Here is a 14,545-nt window from a genome sequence, read left to right on the forward strand (position 1 = left end):
GGCCATGTCCCTGCGACCCGAATACCTTCACTCCCTGCTTGAAGAAGACCCTGAGCAGGGCATCTATCGCTGCAAGCGCGAGATGTTCACCGATCCGCGGCTGTTCGACCTCGAGATGGAACACATCTTTGAAGGCAACTGGCTGTACCTCGCACATGAAAGCCAGATCCCCAACAACAACGATTTCTACACCACCACCATGGGGCGTCAGTCGATCTTCATCGCGCGCAACAAGGACGGTGAGTTGAATGCCTTTATCAATGCGTGCAGCCACCGTGGAGCGATGCTCTGCCGGCACAAGACCGGCAACAAGAGTTCGTACACCTGCCCATTCCACGGCTGGACCTTCAACAACTCCGGCAAGCTGCTCAAGGTCAAGGACCCGGCGGCGGCCGGCTACCCGGCGAGCTTCAATTGCGAAGGCTCCCACGACCTGACCAAAGTTGCGCGTTTCGAATCCTATCGCGGCTTCCTGTTCGGCAGCCTCAAGGCCGATGTCGTGCCGTTGGTCGAGCACTTGGGCGAGTCGGCGAAAATCATCGACATGATCGTCGATCAGTCCGCCGATGGCCTGGAAGTGCTGCGCGGTTCTTCCAGCTACATCTACGAAGGCAACTGGAAACTCACCGCCGAAAACGGTGCCGACGGCTATCACGTAAGCTCGGTGCACTGGAACTACGCCGCGACCCAGAACCAACGCAAACAGCGCGAGGCCGGTGATTGCAACCCGACCATGAGCGCCGGCACCTGGGCCAAGCAGGGCGGCGGTTTCTATTCCTTTGACAAGGGCCACATGCTGCTCTGGACCCGTTGGTCCAACCCCGAGGACCGTCCGTTGTACGAGCGTCGCGACGAGTTGGCCCGGGATTTCGGCAAGGCTCGCGCCGACTGGATGATCGAGAATTCGCGCAACCTGTGCCTGTACCCGAACGTGTACCTGATGGACCAGTTCAGCTCGCAGATCCGCATCGCCCGGCCGATCTCGGTCAACCGCACCGAAATCACCATTTACTGCATCGCCCCCAAAGGCGAAAGCGACCACGCCCGGTCGAGCCGGATTCGTCAGTACGAGGATTTCTTCAACGTCAGCGGCATGGCGACCCCGGACGATCTGGAAGAGTTTCGCTCCTGTCAGACGGGTTACCAGGGCAGCGTCACCACGTGGAACGACATGTCCCGTGGCGCCGAACATTGGGTCGAAGGCGCTGATGACGCGGCCAAGGAAATCGACCTGCATCCACTGCTCAGCGGCGTGCGTACCGAAGACGAAGGCCTGTTCGTGTTGCAACACAAGTATTGGCAGCAAACGATGCTCAAGGCGTTGGCCGCGGAGCAGTCCGAACTGATTGCAGTGGAGGCCGTGCAATGACCATTACCTATGACGCTGTGCGCGATTTTCTCTACCGCGAAGCACGCTACCTCGACGACAAACAATGGGACGACTGGCTGGAGTTGTACGCGCCGGACGCGACATTCTGGATGCCGTCCTGGGACGACAACGACGAGCTGACTGAAGACCCGCAGCGGGAAATCTCGCTGATCTGGTACGGCAACCGCACCGGCCTGGAAGACCGCATCTTCCGCATCAAGACCGAGCGTTCCAGCGCCAGCGTGCCGGACACCCGCACCTCGCACAACCTCAGCAATATCGAGCTGCTCGAACAGGCCGACGGGCTATGCAAGGTGCGCTTCAACTGGCACACCCTGAGCTTTCGCTACAAGACCGTCGACAGCTATTTCGGCAGCAGCTTCTACACCCTGGATGTGCGCGGTGAGAACCCGTTGATCAAGGCCAAGAAAGTGATCCTGAAGAACGACTACGTTCGCCAGGTCATCGATGTCTACCACCTCTGAGGCGGCCGTCATGACTCATTCCATTGCATTCAATTTCGAAGATGGCGTCACCCGGTTCATCGACGCCAACGCCGGCGAAACCGTGGCCGATGCCGCGTATCGCCAAGGCATCAATATTCCACTGGACTGCCGCGACGGCGCCTGCGGAACCTGCAAGTGCTTCGCCGAGGCCGGCCGCTACGAATTGGGCGAGGACTACATCGAAGACGCCCTCAGCGCCGACGAAGCGCAACAGGGTTTTGTCCTGACCTGCCAAATGCGGGCGCAGAGCGATTGCGTGGTGCGGGTGCCGGTTTCATCGGATGTCTGCCGTACCCGTCAGGCCAGTTATGACGCGACCATCAGCGCCGTGCGGCAGTTGTCCGACAGCACCATCGCGCTGTCGATCAAGGGCGAAGCCCTGAGCAAACTGGCGTTTCTGCCGGGGCAGTATGTGAACCTCGGGGTGCCCGGCAGTGAGCAGACCCGCGCTTACTCGTTCAGCTCGTTGCAGCGCGACGGCGAAGTCAGTTTTCTGATTCGCAACGTGCCCGGTGGCTTGATGAGCAGTTTCCTCACCGGCATGGCCAAGGCCGGCGACAGCATGAGCCTGGCCGGACCGTTGGGCAGCTTCTATTTGCGCGACATCCGCCGTCCATTGTTGCTGCTGGCGGGTGGCACCGGTCTGGCGCCGTTTACCGCGATGCTGGAAAAAATCGCCGAACAGGGCAGCGAGCATCCACTGCATTTGATCTACGGCGTGACCAACGATTTCGACCTGGTGGAACTCGATCGACTCGAAACCTTCGCCGCACGAATTGCGAACTTCAGCTTCAGTGCCTGCGTGGCCAATCCCGACAGCCGGCACCCGCTCAAGGGTTACGTGACCCAACACATCGAGGCACGGCATTTGAACGATGGCGACGTCGACGTCTACCTGTGCGGCCCGCCGCCGATGGTCGAAGCGGTCAGCCAGTTCATCCGCGAGCAAGGCATTGCGCCTGCGAACTTTTACTACGAGAAATTTGCCGCCAGCGCGGCTTGATTCGTGCAGTTACGCGAGTGCGGCCCTACACCGATACCGTCCTCGGCAACGATTCAATGTGGGAGCGGGCTTGCTCGCGAAGAGGGCGGAAAATCCAACAGAGATCTCGACTGTGAGACCGCTTTCGCGAGCAAGCCCGCTCCCACAGGTCAGTGTTTTATCTGGTATGCCCTAACTGAACGGCATCCTTCGTCACGAGGTACACATGAACAGATTCCACGAAAAAGTCGCGCTGATTACCGGTGCCGCCCAAGGCATCGGCCGGCGTGTGGCTGAACGCATGGCTGCCGAAGGTGCGCGACTGATCTTGGTCGACCGCTCCGATCTGGTGTTCGAACTCCAGAAGGAATTGGGGCAGAGCAGCCAGGTACTAGCCCTGACCGCCGACCTTGAGCAGTACAGCGAATGCAGTCGCGTTATGCGCACCGCTGTCGAACGCTTTGATCGCCTCGATGTGCTGGTCAATAACGTCGGCGGCACAATCTGGGCCAAGCCTTTCGAGCACTATGAAGAGCAGCAGATCGAAGCCGAAGTCCGCCGTTCGTTGTTCCCGACGCTGTGGTGTTGCCATGCCGCACTGCCGTTCATGCTCGAACAAGGCAGCGGCGCCATCGTCAACGTTTCGTCCATTGCGACCCGTAGCGTCAATCGCGTGCCATACGGTGCGGCGAAGGGCGGGGTCAATGCGCTGACCGCATGCCTGGCCTTCGAAACGGCCGGTCGTGGCGTGCGGGTCAACGCGACCGCCCCCGGTGGCACCGAGGCGCCACCGCGACTGATCCCACGCAACACCGCGCAACAGAGCGCTCAGGAAAAGCTCTGGTATCAGCAGATTGTCGACCAGACCCTCGACAGCAGTTTGATGAAGCGCTACGGCACGCTGGATGAGCAGGCGAGCGCTATCCTGTTTCTGGCCAGCGACGAAGCCTCCTACATCACCGGCATGGTCATGCCGGTCGGTGGCGGCGATCTGGGCTGAAAAGCTTTCAGATGGCTTCGGCTAAAGCCTGAATACCTGCGACCTACAAGCGACGCTGAAACGCTTTGACGATTCTGAGCGCGGCGTCGCTTATTTTCAGATTGTGGACGGCCTCCAGCGGATACCAGATGCAGTCGAAGATTTCATTCTGTGGCCGAGCCTCTGCCAGGTTTACGACCGACGCCTCATATACATGGTGCCGGGTGCTGGTCGTTTCCCATTCCATCAAGTACAGCATGTCATCGACCTCAAGCCCTGTTTCCTCGTAGAGCTCTCGCATGGCCGCGCCCGCAGCGGTTTCGCCAGGCTCGACTTTTCCGCCTGGCAAGGTCCAGCGACACTTGGGTTTGCGCACCAGGAGAATGTGCCGATCCTGCTCGCAAATGACGGTTGCACGTACTTTCATGGGTTACCCGACTGCTGCCTGTCACAAAACAGTCATAAAAATGCAATATTCAGACCGACATCCGCAGAAGTGCCTGCTTCAAGGGTTGGAGTCGACAGGGCGGCTGAAAGTGCAATGAAATGCCGGAATCCTGACGCGACGTCTGGCTGGCACTTCAGTGAAGGTCGGGTGTAAGGTAATTGAGTCGATCCAGGACTATCACTGCCGAAATGGAGGTGACTATGAGCGTTCCGATGCTGACCAAAATGCACATGAACGGCTACGACGTACTCAGCGTGAACAACGGCCCCTGGCGGGTGTGCACCAAAGGTGACCGGTTGGGAGCCTTTGGCAGCAGAGAGGAGGCGCTGGCTTATGCAGCTTCGCTTCCCGCCTACAGAGCCCGGTCGAGTAAAGCGTCGCGTAGCCACAAATCAGACAAATAGTGCGCTATAGCAGCTGCCGAGCCTGCCTGCGAGGCAGCTGCTACACGGTGGAATCAGTAGCCGCCGCCACCCATCCCGCCTGTGGAAGGGGAATATTCTCTGGCTTTTTGTTGGGCACGACTCCATTGCGCACAGGTCATGAAACTTTTGTGGTCGACCTTGCCCGTGCCATCGAAGCTGACATTGTACGGTTGCTGATGGCCGGCCTGGATCAGCTTGTAGTCAAAGCAGGTACCAGGTTCCACCGTGCGCTTCGTTATCGATAAAGGCTGGCCGCCAATCTGCTGGACTTGTTCCTTGCTCATGCCAGTCTCGACCTTGGCGACCAGCGGTTGGTCTCGATAAACGTGTGATTCCGTGTTGCAGCCACCTGACGCCGCCAGCACGGCGATCAGCGCGCATAGAGGCTTGTTCATGGCAGCGCTCTCTAGTGAACTTTCGTTCGAGTGATGGATTTTGCTTTCACTTCTTCAGCATAGCCCGCCAGTCGCTCTTCATCGCCCTGGAACAACGCGCACAACCTTAGTGTTGCCTCTGCGTCCACATCATTGCCGGCCTGGCGCAACTGCTCTGCGATGCGCAAAAGCTCTACCGCCGACCACCTCAGGTCCGAGGCTACACCTTGCAGGTCGCGCCGAAGTTGCTGTTCATATTCGTTAAGCCACATGATGACCTCCTGCAATTCCCCGCTACGAAATAGTAGTCCTATTTACCTGTCTGGAGCGTTATGTTCGTCTGATCGCAAGAGAGTCGAAATCATGCAAAAACCTGTCTACCAATTGCTGGAAGTCGCCAACGGCAAGCCGATCAAACTCTGGGCCGAGGGAGTGCCGGTTGAAAGCGAAGCCCGGCAGCAATTGATCAATATCGCGAAGATGCCGTTCATCTTCAAGCATCTGGCAGTGATGCCGGATGTGCATCTGGGCAAAGGGTCCACCATCGGCAGCGTGATCCCCACCGTGGGCGCGATCATTCCGGCAGCCGTGGGGGTGGATATCGGCTGCGGCATGATTGCCGCGTGCACTTCACTGACCGCCGACGACTTGCCAGACAACCTGCATGGCCTGCGTAGTGCCATCGAAAAAGCCGTGCCACATGGCCGCACGTTGAGCCGTGGTCGCCGCGATGAAGGCGCCTGGAACCACGTTCCACACCAGGCCGATCAAGCCTGGGCGGCGCTTAGCTCACGGTTCAAGGCGATCACCGACAAATACCCGAAACTCGCCAGCACCAACAACCGTCAGCACCTGGGCACTCTCGGTACCGGTAATCACTTCATCGAGGTCTGCCTGGATGAGGCCAACCGCGTCTGGTTCATGTTGCACAGCGGTTCTCGCGGCGTTGGCAATGCTATCGGGACTCTGTTCATTCAATTGGCTCAAGCGGACATGCGCCAGCACATCGCCAATCTGCCGGACCGCGATCTGGCCTATTTCAAGGAAGGCAGCCGGCATTTCGATGACTACGTCGAAGCGGTGGGCTGGGCTCAGGACTTCGCTCGGCAGAACCGCGCGTTGATGATGCAGGCGGTGATTCAGGCAGCGCGGCAAGTGATCCGCAAACCCTTCGAGGTCGCGCTGGAGGCTGTGAACTGTCATCACAATTACGTGCAGAAAGAGCGGCACTTCGGCGAAAACGTCCTGGTCACCCGCAAGGGCGCGGTGTCGGCGAAGAAGGGCGAACTGGGGATCATTCCCGGCTCCATGGGCGCCAAAAGCTTCATCGTTCGGGGTCTGGGCAACGAGCAATCGTTCTGTTCCTGCAGCCACGGTGCCGGTCGGACCATGAGCCGCACCAAAGCCAAAAACACCTTCACTGTCGCAGACCAGATCCGCGCGACCGCTCATGTGGAGTGCCGCAAGGATGCGGCGGTCATCGATGAAATTCCGATGGCTTACAAGGACATCGATAAAGTCATGTACGCCCAGCGTGATCTGGTGGAAGTGTTGCACACCTTGCGACAGGTGGTCTGCGTGAAGGGGTAGAGAGGGAACGGCTTCCATTGGTCGGGAACATTAACGCGAATGAACAGCTCTGCTGTCGTATTGAGGTAATGATTTATTCGCTAGGGAGGCCATCTCAAATGACGATTACCGATGATTTCAGACTCCATGCGCATGAACTGATCGTTGACCTGGATACGGCAACCACGGAAATGATGAAACTGATCTCGGCCCATCAGTTGAGCGGCCCGGAATGGGAGCGGGTCACGAAATGGCAGCATGAAGCGTACGAGCGATGGATGACGTACCTGAATGCGAGGTCGTATCCCGATTCCGGCTCGGGGGCCGAGCCGGGGCAGGGCGAAGCCCCTGTATAGAGAGCGTCGGGTGTCGGCTGGATGTCTGCGTAATTGCAGGCTACATTTCCCGTTTTTCAGGATAAGGAAGCGTTATGCGCATGTTGATAGCGGGAATAGCGGTGGCTGTGTTGGCGGGCTGTTCATTACCCGCATCCGTGGTGCCCGGCGAGCCCAATATCAGCAAATACAGCGATAAGGCGCCCAAGGAATATGCCGCGTGTGTATTACCGTTATGGCGTCAGGACATTCCGGGATCGACGCAATCGCCGATTTCCAATGGCTACCGGATCACCGCACCCAGCGTCATTACAGCTGACGAAATTCTGGTTATCGTGAAATCGAAGGATGGCAGCCGGGTATCGCTTTACCAGGGGCCACCATGGGCCAAGTCAGGGGCGCTGCGCCAGGCTGTACGGGATTGTTTGTAACGCCCGCAGCTGCCGTATGTCGGAACTGAGGAACGGTCATTCCTGAATCAACTTCCAAGAGCTGACAGCCCCAGGGAGTTTGGCTATGAATGATGATCGAAAAAAGGCAGCCCTCGATGCCTGGTACCGGCTCTTGAGAGAACCGGAGGCCGGGATGGATTGTGAAGAACACTACGACAAACTGCTGAAGGCGGCGGATGAAATGGAAGGGGCCGGGCTCATAAACAACGCCGAATGGCGTGAGCTGGTGCGCGATGCACGGGGAGCTTTTTCCGCTACAAGCGATGGTGTCGGGAGCGGAACAGTCAGCAGATGACTTGAAAATAGTGTGGATATTTAATGGGTTAGGAGGTTTAGTAACTGGATAGTGACTCAGAATATCTTGTTACAAGTCCCGCGATTGGGTAATATTGCCCCGCGTTCACCACCACGGTTTATGCATTTTTAAAGCCCAGGCGTCCATCAGCTGCCTGGGCTTTTTTTTTGTCTGGAATTTGGAATGGCTTATGAGCGCGCTGCCGGCAGAGAGCCAGCAGCGTCGATGATGAGCATGATGGACAAACGTTATTGATGCCTGTCGTTACCCGGCTGGATCAGCCTTGCGCCGATCGCTGCCGGATGGGTTGCCAGTGTCAAGAAGCCTTCTTTCCACCAGGACATTTTGCAGAGCCTGGCGTGCCGAAGGGCTTAGCTGATGTTCTCTCTCCTTGAGTTCGAGCAAGATGGGGTTGGACCATCCACGATAGGTTTGCTCGGAAGTTCGAGTAGATGTCATCTATCTCTCCTTTGATGAATCGCCCGACAACACAGTGGGCGAAGTCCTGTGCGCTAAAAATCCTAGTTGAGGAAACGACTTGTCGCCAGTGAACGGATTGCAATGAGGTGCCGATCATCCTTCGCGACGCGAGTAGTCCACGATTCGGGCGTAAACTAAAGAGGCTACCTCACCAAAAGGAGCCGCATATGATCGCCGACCAAATGAATAGACAGGAGTCGGAGCAAGGCGCTGTTTGGGATCAATACTTCTGTGCCGCGTTGATTGCCGAAAGCAATCTGACGGCACCGGTGGTAGGAGAAGCCACCCACGAAGACAGGCAGAATCTGTTAATCCAAAGGGCCAAAGCACTCGCCGATAAGATGCTGGAAAACAGAAGATAACTTGAGCCCAGCCATTGCGCTGGGCTCTTCGCTTTTTGATGCTTTTATCTTTCTGCGAAGTGAACGCTCCTTGGTCGCGGATCGTCTACAGTTGGTAGTTCATGGATACGGAGATCGAACATGAAGTGCCTAATCTGTCAGGCTGCCTCTAATGCTGTTCACGCGGCTGGAGACTGGTCAGAAGTCAAATGCTCGGCCGGATGTGGACGCTACAAGGTCTCTGCGAACCTTGTGGCGAAAATGAAATTAAAGAACGAGTTCTTTGACATCGAACGCACAAGACGATGGCTTGAGATGTCTCGAATTGATGAGCCGGTGCCGTTGATATCCACCTATGACTACCACGTTGCCTTATTGCATCGCGACACCGAGGAGAGGTCGGTCATCGCGCCGGTTCGCTCCAAGGAGCCGCTGACTTCGGATTAGAATCCGTCCCCCGATGCTGACACAGACTCTGTAGGAGCTGCCGAAGGCTGCGATCTTTTGATCTTCAGCGCCTCCTGAAAGATCAAAAGATCGCAGCCTTCGGCAGCTCCTACAGGGGCTCACGCAGGTATTGCTCGATCTATCGACAAAAAAACAAGCAACCTCCATGGATAGCCCCTGTCGATATCAACATGTCCCCGCTATTCGTAATCACACCTACCCAGGTTGTCAGCATTTATGGCGGGCTGAAAGCGGCTAACTGAATGATCAGGAGGTGGCTATGAGCTGTCCGCTTTGTGGAAACACTAATGCGCTGGTAGATCTTTCGTACGGGGGTGGCTTGCGCATTCATTGCGAGCCGTGCGGTGGTTTCTATCGAATTTCAACAACCCTGAACGCCTTGGCCGACGGAAAAACCTATGACACCGAGCGCACTCGAGCCCGCCTGAAAAAGAAGCGTGAAACCGACGAATTGGAAGACCAGGAGCCGGCGCTAGGCGCGGAGGACAAGGACCTGCTCGTCGAGCCAAACTGATGTGTCGTGCAATAAACATGCGACCCAGCGAACGACGCACTGGGTGTGGGAAGGTTATCTCGGCGAGACGGTTGCGGTGGATGTGTGCACAAGGACTCGCCTGACCCTGAAGCCGGGTTTCGACCGGGATTCCAGGCCAGGCGAGCGTGCCAGATCCATGCGAGCTTTGATCCTGATGAACGCTTAGCGGCCCGGTTAATGATGAGCCTGTGCCACTCCGCGCAAAACAGTAGCAGCGGCGGATTGAGATCGAGTGCTGGCAATGTTTCCCAGCGATACGACGCCAACCAGACGCTTGTCCCGGTTAAGCACGGGCAGGCGGCGCAGTTGCACGTCCGCCATGTTCTTTGCCACATGCTCTATGTCTTCATCCTCAAAGCAATAGCGAATGCCGCCAGTCATTACTTTACTGATAGGGGTTTTGCCGGGGAGTCCTTCGGCTACGGCCCGAATGGCTATATCCCGGTCCGTGATCATGCCAATCAGACGCTCTTGCTCCTCAACCATAATGGCGCCGCTATCGATCCTGGCCATCATGTTCGCGGCTTCCTGGATCGTCTGGCTCGGTTTGGCTGTTAAAACATCTTTCGTCATAACTTCCGAAATCTTCATGAAAAGACTCCTTTAAAGTGATGCTTCAGTGATTAAGGGCTGCCAATTTTTTCGACTTGGAGGGGACGTGCGGGTTCAGATTGTTTTATCTCCGCTCGTCATGGTGGCGGATTGATTGGGGCGGGTCATGGTGCTCAGGCCCTAGATAGGCTCTATCAGTTCTGAGCCCTGGTTCCTCACATTGCCCACGGCCATGTCCACTTTGAACCATTCGAAGACGTCGCAAGGTTCGCTTTGCTGCAGGAGTATCTGTTCGGCGCGCTCCTTGGGCGTGTACGGATCAATCCATTCCCGGGCCAGTTCGGGATTGAGCGTCACAGGCCGACGGTCGTGAAGATCCACCATGCCGCCTTCACTGTCCGCGGTGATGATCACGAAGCCGTCATGCTCGTCCGGCTCCTTTTCGTACCTTGGATACTGACCAATGGCGGCGCACAGGATCGGCGCACGATCCTTGCGACGGATCAGGTAAGGCTGTTTCTTCGGACCGCCCTCGTAAACCCATTCAAACCAGTTATCGATGGCAATAATTGCCCGGTGCGGCCATATCTCCTTGAAGAACGGGTCATGGGCAACTTTCTCAACCCTGGCGTTGATCGGTGTCGCGTGATCCCTGGCCCAGTGCGGTCGCCAGCCCCAACGAACCCTGTCGGCGTGCAGCATGCCGCTTTCCTCGTGGAACAGGGCGAGCTGAGTCGACGGCGCGGCGTTGTAGAGCTCGAGCGGCTGATCGCCAGCATTATTGACCAGGGCGTTGGGCATGCTTAGCGCCGCCACGAACTCGTGGATACCTCGATACTGCGAAAGTCGTCCGCACATGGCTGAGCCCTCATGCTGAAGCTTAAGCTTAGACAATAGTTTCAAGGTGAGCTTTGAGGCTGCCTAACCAGTAACGCCTTCAAAAAACAGGGTCATTTGCGACACGCGGCCAGGCCGCATCCGGGATTTTCGGGTTTCTTGATTGATGTCAATCGCCTGATCGGACCTGCTCTGTATTCTGCGGAGAAACCGACAGCTGAATCGAGGGCGAAAAATCATGCTCTATCCGCTGTTTCTGACCTTTCATCTGTTTGCCGCCCTGATCTTTATCGGCACGGTGTTCTTCGAAGTCCTTTTTTTGGAAAGCATCCGCAAACAGTTGCCCGCCAAAGTGATGCTGCTGGTCGAGGAGGGTATTGGCCGCCGAGCCCGCACCCTGATGCCGTGGGTGCTGCTGGTATTGTTCGGCGCGGGGCTGGGCATGGTCTGGCTGCGCTATTTGCCCGTCCTTGCAACACCAATGGCCTCATCGTTCAGCACCTTGTTGCTGTTGAAAATCGTGGTCGCCGTGAGCGTGCTGCTGCATTTCCTGGGCGCCATGTTTTTGTTCAAAAGCGGCCGAATGAACGCTCGATACCTGCATTTCATCCATGGCAGTGTGTTCTGCCATATGGTCGTCATTGTGCTGCTGGCCAAGGGGATGTTTTACCTGACGTGGTGAGCGGCCTTGCCCCAAGGTCTGTCCTGCAAGCACTTGGCTTGCGCTTGATACAAGTCAAGGAGTATTGATCGCCAATCCCGGACACTGTTGATCCGCAGCCAGTCTCGGAGACCTGTCATGCTCGATTTTTCTCACGCCCCCGGCGAGCTGATCGCTCGGTGCGATCAGGGCGTACTCGACCCCAACTGCCATGCCGACACGCAAAAGTTTCATGACGGCATCGGCTCCCTGGATTTGCTCCGTGCCTTGCGCGTCAGCCGCCAGAAACGACGCCCGATCGCCCTGAACGTGCAGCTGCCTTCCCGGCTCAAGCCATCCTTTTGTTCCCCGCGCGATGCCTCCTGCGAGCATGGCGACATCGAACAGTACCTCCAGCGCCTGCAGCACGAGATCGACCTCGTCGGTTGCCACCTGAGTTCGGAGCAGCGGGTCGAACAATTTCATCTGGGCGGCGGAACACCCACCGGCGCTCATCTCGAGCGGTTGATGAGTCATCTGCGTGGCCGGTTCAACTTTCTCGAACATGAGTGCGGCGACTACAGCGTTGACGTCGACCTTCACCATACCGATTGGACGACCATGGGCGCGCTGCGCAACCAGGGATTCAATCATGTCAGCATTGGCGTTCCGGATATCGACACCGACTGTGACATGTCGGTGGCCTGCTATCAGAATCCGGCCCCCATTCATTCACTGATCGATGCCGCCCGCACCTTTGGTTATCGATCGATCAATGTCGATCTGGGTTTTGGCCATGCCTGGCAAACGCCAGAAAGCTTCGCGCTGAAGCTGGCGGCGATCATTGAGCTGGAGCCGGACAGGTTGATGGTGTTCGACTATGCCCGACCACCACGCCGCTATCGGCCAAGGCTCGGCGACAAGGTCAGGGAACTGTGCAGCCAGGACGATAAAGGCGCGATGCGCCAGATCGCCTTCGAACAGTTGATCGCCGTGGGCTATCACTACATCGGTATGGGGCAGTTTGTGCGGCCCGACGATGATCTGGCGATCGCTCAGGAGCGCGGCCGGTTACGTCGCACGTGTGACGGTTTTACCCGTCACGGCTATTGCGACCATATCGGCTTCGGTTTGGGGGCTATCAGTCAGATCGACGATTTGTACACGCAAAACACCGACGCAATCGAGCGCTATCAGCAGCAACTGGACCGGGGCCAATTGCCGACGTCTCGTGGCTGGCGTTTCGAGGCGGGGGATCAGATACGGCACATGGTCATGGAGCGTCTGGCGTGTGATCAAGAATTGGATATCCGCGCCATCGAGCGGCGCTATGGGCTGATTTTCCATCAGTATTTTTCATCTGTCTGGCCATTGCTGGAGCAATTGAGTCGTGAGGGGTTGATCGAATTGTCGGACCGTTTCATCAGCATTCTTCCCGCCGGCCGGCCGGAAGTGGATGCCATCTGCAACCTGTTTGAAAAGGATTCGGGCAGTGCAAGGCATTAACCCACCTGCGAGTTGATTGATCATGAAACCTGCATTCGATTTCGATCGAGCCCTGGTCGAAAAGTATGACCGCCCCGGGCCGCGTTATACCTCTTACCCTACGGCACCACAGTTTCATCAGGCGTTTGCCGTCGACGACTATCAGCGTGCCGCCTCCGACAGCAACCTGGCGGCGGTGCCCAAGCCGTTGTCGGTGTATATCCATATTCCGTTCTGCAAGAGCCTTTGCTACTACTGTGCCTGCAACAAAATCATTACCCAGAAAACCCATCGGGCCGTCGAATACCTGACGTACCTCAAACGTGAAATCGTGATGCAGGCGGCCTTGTTCGACAGCACGCGCAAACTCACGCAACTGCACCTGGGCGGTGGCACGCCGACGTATTTGACCAGTGAACAGCTGGCGGATCTGATGGACTGCTTGCACCAGGCGTTCGACATGGACGACAGCGATGACCATGAGTTTTCCATCGAGGTCGATCCGCGCACCATCAACACCGAGCAGATCCAGTCGCTGCGCAAATTGGGGTTCAATCGTCTGAGCTTCGGCGTGCAGGACTTCGATCCCGACGTGCAGGCGGCGGTCAATCGCCAGCAAAGTGAAGAACAGATTTACGCGCTGGTCGCGGCGGCGCGTGAGGCGCAATTCAAGTCGATCAGCGTCGATCTGATTTACGGCCTGCCACTGCAAACCGTGAACAGTTTCGACATCACCCTCAGCAAGATCATCGCCTTGCGCCCGGACCGGATTGCCGCTTACAGCTACGCACATTTGCCGGAGCTGGTGCGCGCGCAACGGTTGATTCGTCCGGCGGACATGCCGCCACCGGAGCGCAAGCTGGAGTTGCTGGAGTTGACCATCCGCCGCCTGACCGAGGCCGGTTATGTCTATATCGGCATGGACCATTTCGCCTTGCCGGACGATGAACTGGCGCTGGCCCGCACCCATGGCACTCTGCAACGCAATTTTCAGGGCTACTCGACCCATGCCGATTGCGACTTGATCGGCCTGGGAGTGTCTTCGATCGGCAAGGTCGGCGACAGCTACAGCCAGAGCGTCAAGGAGCTTTCGCAGTACTACGCCCGCATCGATCAAGGCTTGTTGCCGGTGCATCGAGGTTACCGCTTGAGCGCCGATGACTTGCTGCGCCGCGAAGTGATCAGCGACCTGATGTGCCACGGCAGGATCGATTTCGCCAAGTTCGAAGCGGGTCATGGTATTTGCTTCACCGAGTATTTTGCCGATGCGCTGGCGCAACTGGACGAGCAGGTGCGTGACGGACTATTGCAGATTCACAGCGACCAATTGGTGCTGTTGCCGCAAGGGCATTTGATGATGCGCAGTGCCGCGATGGCATTTGACGCCTATCTGGGAGGGGAGCAAAAAGGCCGGTTTTCCCGCACCGTTTGAGGCGTCGGGACGCTTGGCTCGAGGAATTTTATCGAGTTGAT

At 57.2% G+C, this 14,545-nt stretch carries 21 protein-coding genes; 15 read left to right on the forward strand and 6 right to left on the reverse strand.

Going from position 1 to position 14,545, the window contains the following annotated elements; all coding sequences use genetic code 11:
• Positions 1–4: 4 nt before the first annotated feature.
• The 4 genes from benA (at position 5) to ACZ9IM_RS14250 (ending at position 3,857) form a co-directional block, all read left to right on the forward strand.
• Positions 5–1,369, forward strand: coding sequence for a benzoate 1,2-dioxygenase large subunit (benA, locus tag ACZ9IM_RS14235; protein WP_008072149.1), 1,365 nt, complete (start codon positions 5–7; stop codon positions 1,367–1,369).
• Entirely contained in the window at positions 1,366–1,854 is a 489-nt protein-coding gene (gene benB / locus ACZ9IM_RS14240; RefSeq protein ID WP_007895555.1) for a benzoate 1,2-dioxygenase small subunit, read from the forward strand. Before benA ends, benB begins: the two co-directional genes overlap by 4 nt.
• Before the next feature lie 10 nt (positions 1,855–1,864).
• The gene (gene benC, locus ACZ9IM_RS14245) at positions 1,865–2,878 is read left to right on the forward strand and encodes a benzoate 1,2-dioxygenase electron transfer component BenC (RefSeq protein WP_476224269.1); all 1,014 of its coding nucleotides are present in this window, start codon (positions 1,865–1,867) and stop codon (positions 2,876–2,878) included.
• Positions 2,879–3,083: 205 nt separating this feature from the next.
• A complete protein-coding gene (locus ACZ9IM_RS14250) occupies positions 3,084–3,857 on the forward strand; it encodes a 1,6-dihydroxycyclohexa-2,4-diene-1-carboxylate dehydrogenase (RefSeq protein ID WP_427623085.1) in 774 nt (257 codons plus the stop codon).
• A 43-nt stretch (positions 3,858–3,900) separates the two neighbouring features.
• Here the strand turns inward: ACZ9IM_RS14250 and ACZ9IM_RS14255 are convergent, their stop codons facing one another.
• Positions 3,901–4,263: an NUDIX hydrolase gene (locus ACZ9IM_RS14255; RefSeq protein ID WP_427623086.1), complete on the reverse strand. Its 363-nt coding sequence runs from the start codon at positions 4,261–4,263 to the stop codon at positions 3,901–3,903.
• 221 nt (positions 4,264–4,484) lie between these two features.
• On the opposite strand from ACZ9IM_RS14255, the gene ACZ9IM_RS14260 reads away from it, so the two are divergent.
• On the forward strand, positions 4,485–4,688 hold the full coding sequence (locus ACZ9IM_RS14260; RefSeq protein WP_008072154.1) for an SPOR domain-containing protein: 204 nt from the start codon (positions 4,485–4,487) through the stop codon (positions 4,686–4,688).
• 53 nt (positions 4,689–4,741) lie between these two features.
• Here ACZ9IM_RS14260 and osmE read toward each other — a convergent pair whose 3' ends face one another.
• Positions 4,742–5,104, reverse strand: a complete 363-nt coding sequence (gene osmE / locus ACZ9IM_RS14265; protein WP_427623087.1) for an osmotically-inducible lipoprotein OsmE — start codon at positions 5,102–5,104, stop codon at positions 4,742–4,744.
• 11 nt (positions 5,105–5,115) lie between these two features.
• On the reverse strand, positions 5,116–5,355 hold the full coding sequence (locus ACZ9IM_RS14270) for a hypothetical protein (RefSeq protein WP_007895573.1): 240 nt from the start codon (positions 5,353–5,355) through the stop codon (positions 5,116–5,118).
• 91 nt (positions 5,356–5,446) lie between these two features.
• Between ACZ9IM_RS14270 and ACZ9IM_RS14275 the strand changes: the two genes are divergently transcribed.
• The 4 genes from ACZ9IM_RS14275 to ACZ9IM_RS14290 all read left to right on the forward strand — a co-directional run bounded on the left by ACZ9IM_RS14275 (position 5,447) and on the right by ACZ9IM_RS14290 (position 7,734).
• Complete coding sequence (locus ACZ9IM_RS14275; RefSeq protein ID WP_476224270.1) at positions 5,447–6,673, forward strand: RtcB family protein; 1,227 nt, start codon at positions 5,447–5,449, stop codon at positions 6,671–6,673.
• Positions 6,674–6,771: 98 nt separating this feature from the next.
• Positions 6,772–7,008, forward strand: a complete 237-nt coding sequence (locus ACZ9IM_RS14280) for a hypothetical protein (protein WP_427623089.1) — start codon at positions 6,772–6,774, stop codon at positions 7,006–7,008.
• Between the two features lie 74 nt (positions 7,009–7,082).
• Positions 7,083–7,418 carry a hypothetical protein gene (locus ACZ9IM_RS14285; protein ID WP_008074995.1) on the forward strand — a complete coding sequence of 112 codons (336 nt, stop codon included), beginning with the start codon at positions 7,083–7,085 and terminating at the stop codon, positions 7,416–7,418.
• 85 nt (positions 7,419–7,503) lie between these two features.
• On the forward strand, positions 7,504–7,734 hold the full coding sequence (locus tag ACZ9IM_RS14290) for a hypothetical protein (protein WP_008074996.1): 231 nt from the start codon (positions 7,504–7,506) through the stop codon (positions 7,732–7,734).
• 264 nt (positions 7,735–7,998) lie between these two features.
• Here ACZ9IM_RS14290 and ACZ9IM_RS14295 read toward each other — a convergent pair whose 3' ends face one another.
• Positions 7,999–8,193, reverse strand: coding sequence for a hypothetical protein (locus tag ACZ9IM_RS14295; protein WP_080370446.1), 195 nt, complete (start codon positions 8,191–8,193; stop codon positions 7,999–8,001).
• A 188-nt stretch (positions 8,194–8,381) separates the two neighbouring features.
• Between ACZ9IM_RS14295 and ACZ9IM_RS14300 the strand changes: the two genes are divergently transcribed.
• From ACZ9IM_RS14300 to ACZ9IM_RS14310, 3 genes are all read left to right on the forward strand, one after another.
• Positions 8,382–8,576, forward strand: a complete 195-nt coding sequence (locus tag ACZ9IM_RS14300; RefSeq protein WP_007895586.1) for a hypothetical protein — start codon at positions 8,382–8,384, stop codon at positions 8,574–8,576.
• A 120-nt stretch (positions 8,577–8,696) separates the two neighbouring features.
• The gene (locus tag ACZ9IM_RS14305; RefSeq protein ID WP_476224271.1) at positions 8,697–9,002 is read left to right on the forward strand and encodes a hypothetical protein; all 306 of its coding nucleotides are present in this window, start codon (positions 8,697–8,699) and stop codon (positions 9,000–9,002) included.
• 280 nt (positions 9,003–9,282) lie between these two features.
• Entirely contained in the window at positions 9,283–9,537 is a 255-nt protein-coding gene (locus ACZ9IM_RS14310) for a hypothetical protein (protein ID WP_476224272.1), read from the forward strand.
• A gap of 195 nt (positions 9,538–9,732) precedes the next feature.
• On the opposite strand, the gene ACZ9IM_RS14315 is transcribed toward ACZ9IM_RS14310, so the two are convergent.
• Positions 9,733–10,149: a CBS domain-containing protein gene (locus tag ACZ9IM_RS14315; RefSeq protein WP_038982771.1), complete on the reverse strand. Its 417-nt coding sequence runs from the start codon at positions 10,147–10,149 to the stop codon at positions 9,733–9,735.
• A 141-nt stretch (positions 10,150–10,290) separates the two neighbouring features.
• A complete protein-coding gene (locus ACZ9IM_RS14320) occupies positions 10,291–10,968 on the reverse strand; it encodes an SOS response-associated peptidase family protein (protein WP_476224273.1) in 678 nt (225 codons plus the stop codon).
• A 217-nt stretch (positions 10,969–11,185) separates the two neighbouring features.
• Between ACZ9IM_RS14320 and ACZ9IM_RS14325 the strand changes: the two genes are divergently transcribed.
• From ACZ9IM_RS14325 to hemN, 3 genes are all read left to right on the forward strand, one after another.
• A complete protein-coding gene (locus ACZ9IM_RS14325; protein ID WP_476224274.1) occupies positions 11,186–11,629 on the forward strand; it encodes a CopD family copper resistance protein in 444 nt (147 codons plus the stop codon).
• 117 nt (positions 11,630–11,746) lie between these two features.
• Positions 11,747–13,093 carry an oxygen-independent coproporphyrinogen III oxidase gene (locus ACZ9IM_RS14330; RefSeq protein ID WP_476224275.1) on the forward strand — a complete coding sequence of 449 codons (1,347 nt, stop codon included), beginning with the start codon at positions 11,747–11,749 and terminating at the stop codon, positions 13,091–13,093.
• Between the two features lie 22 nt (positions 13,094–13,115).
• Complete coding sequence (gene hemN, locus ACZ9IM_RS14335) at positions 13,116–14,504, forward strand: oxygen-independent coproporphyrinogen III oxidase (RefSeq protein WP_476224276.1); 1,389 nt, start codon at positions 13,116–13,118, stop codon at positions 14,502–14,504.
• Positions 14,505–14,545 lie beyond the last annotated feature (41 nt).

The sequence above is a fragment of the Pseudomonas sp. TE12508 genome (genome assembly GCF_056279485.1).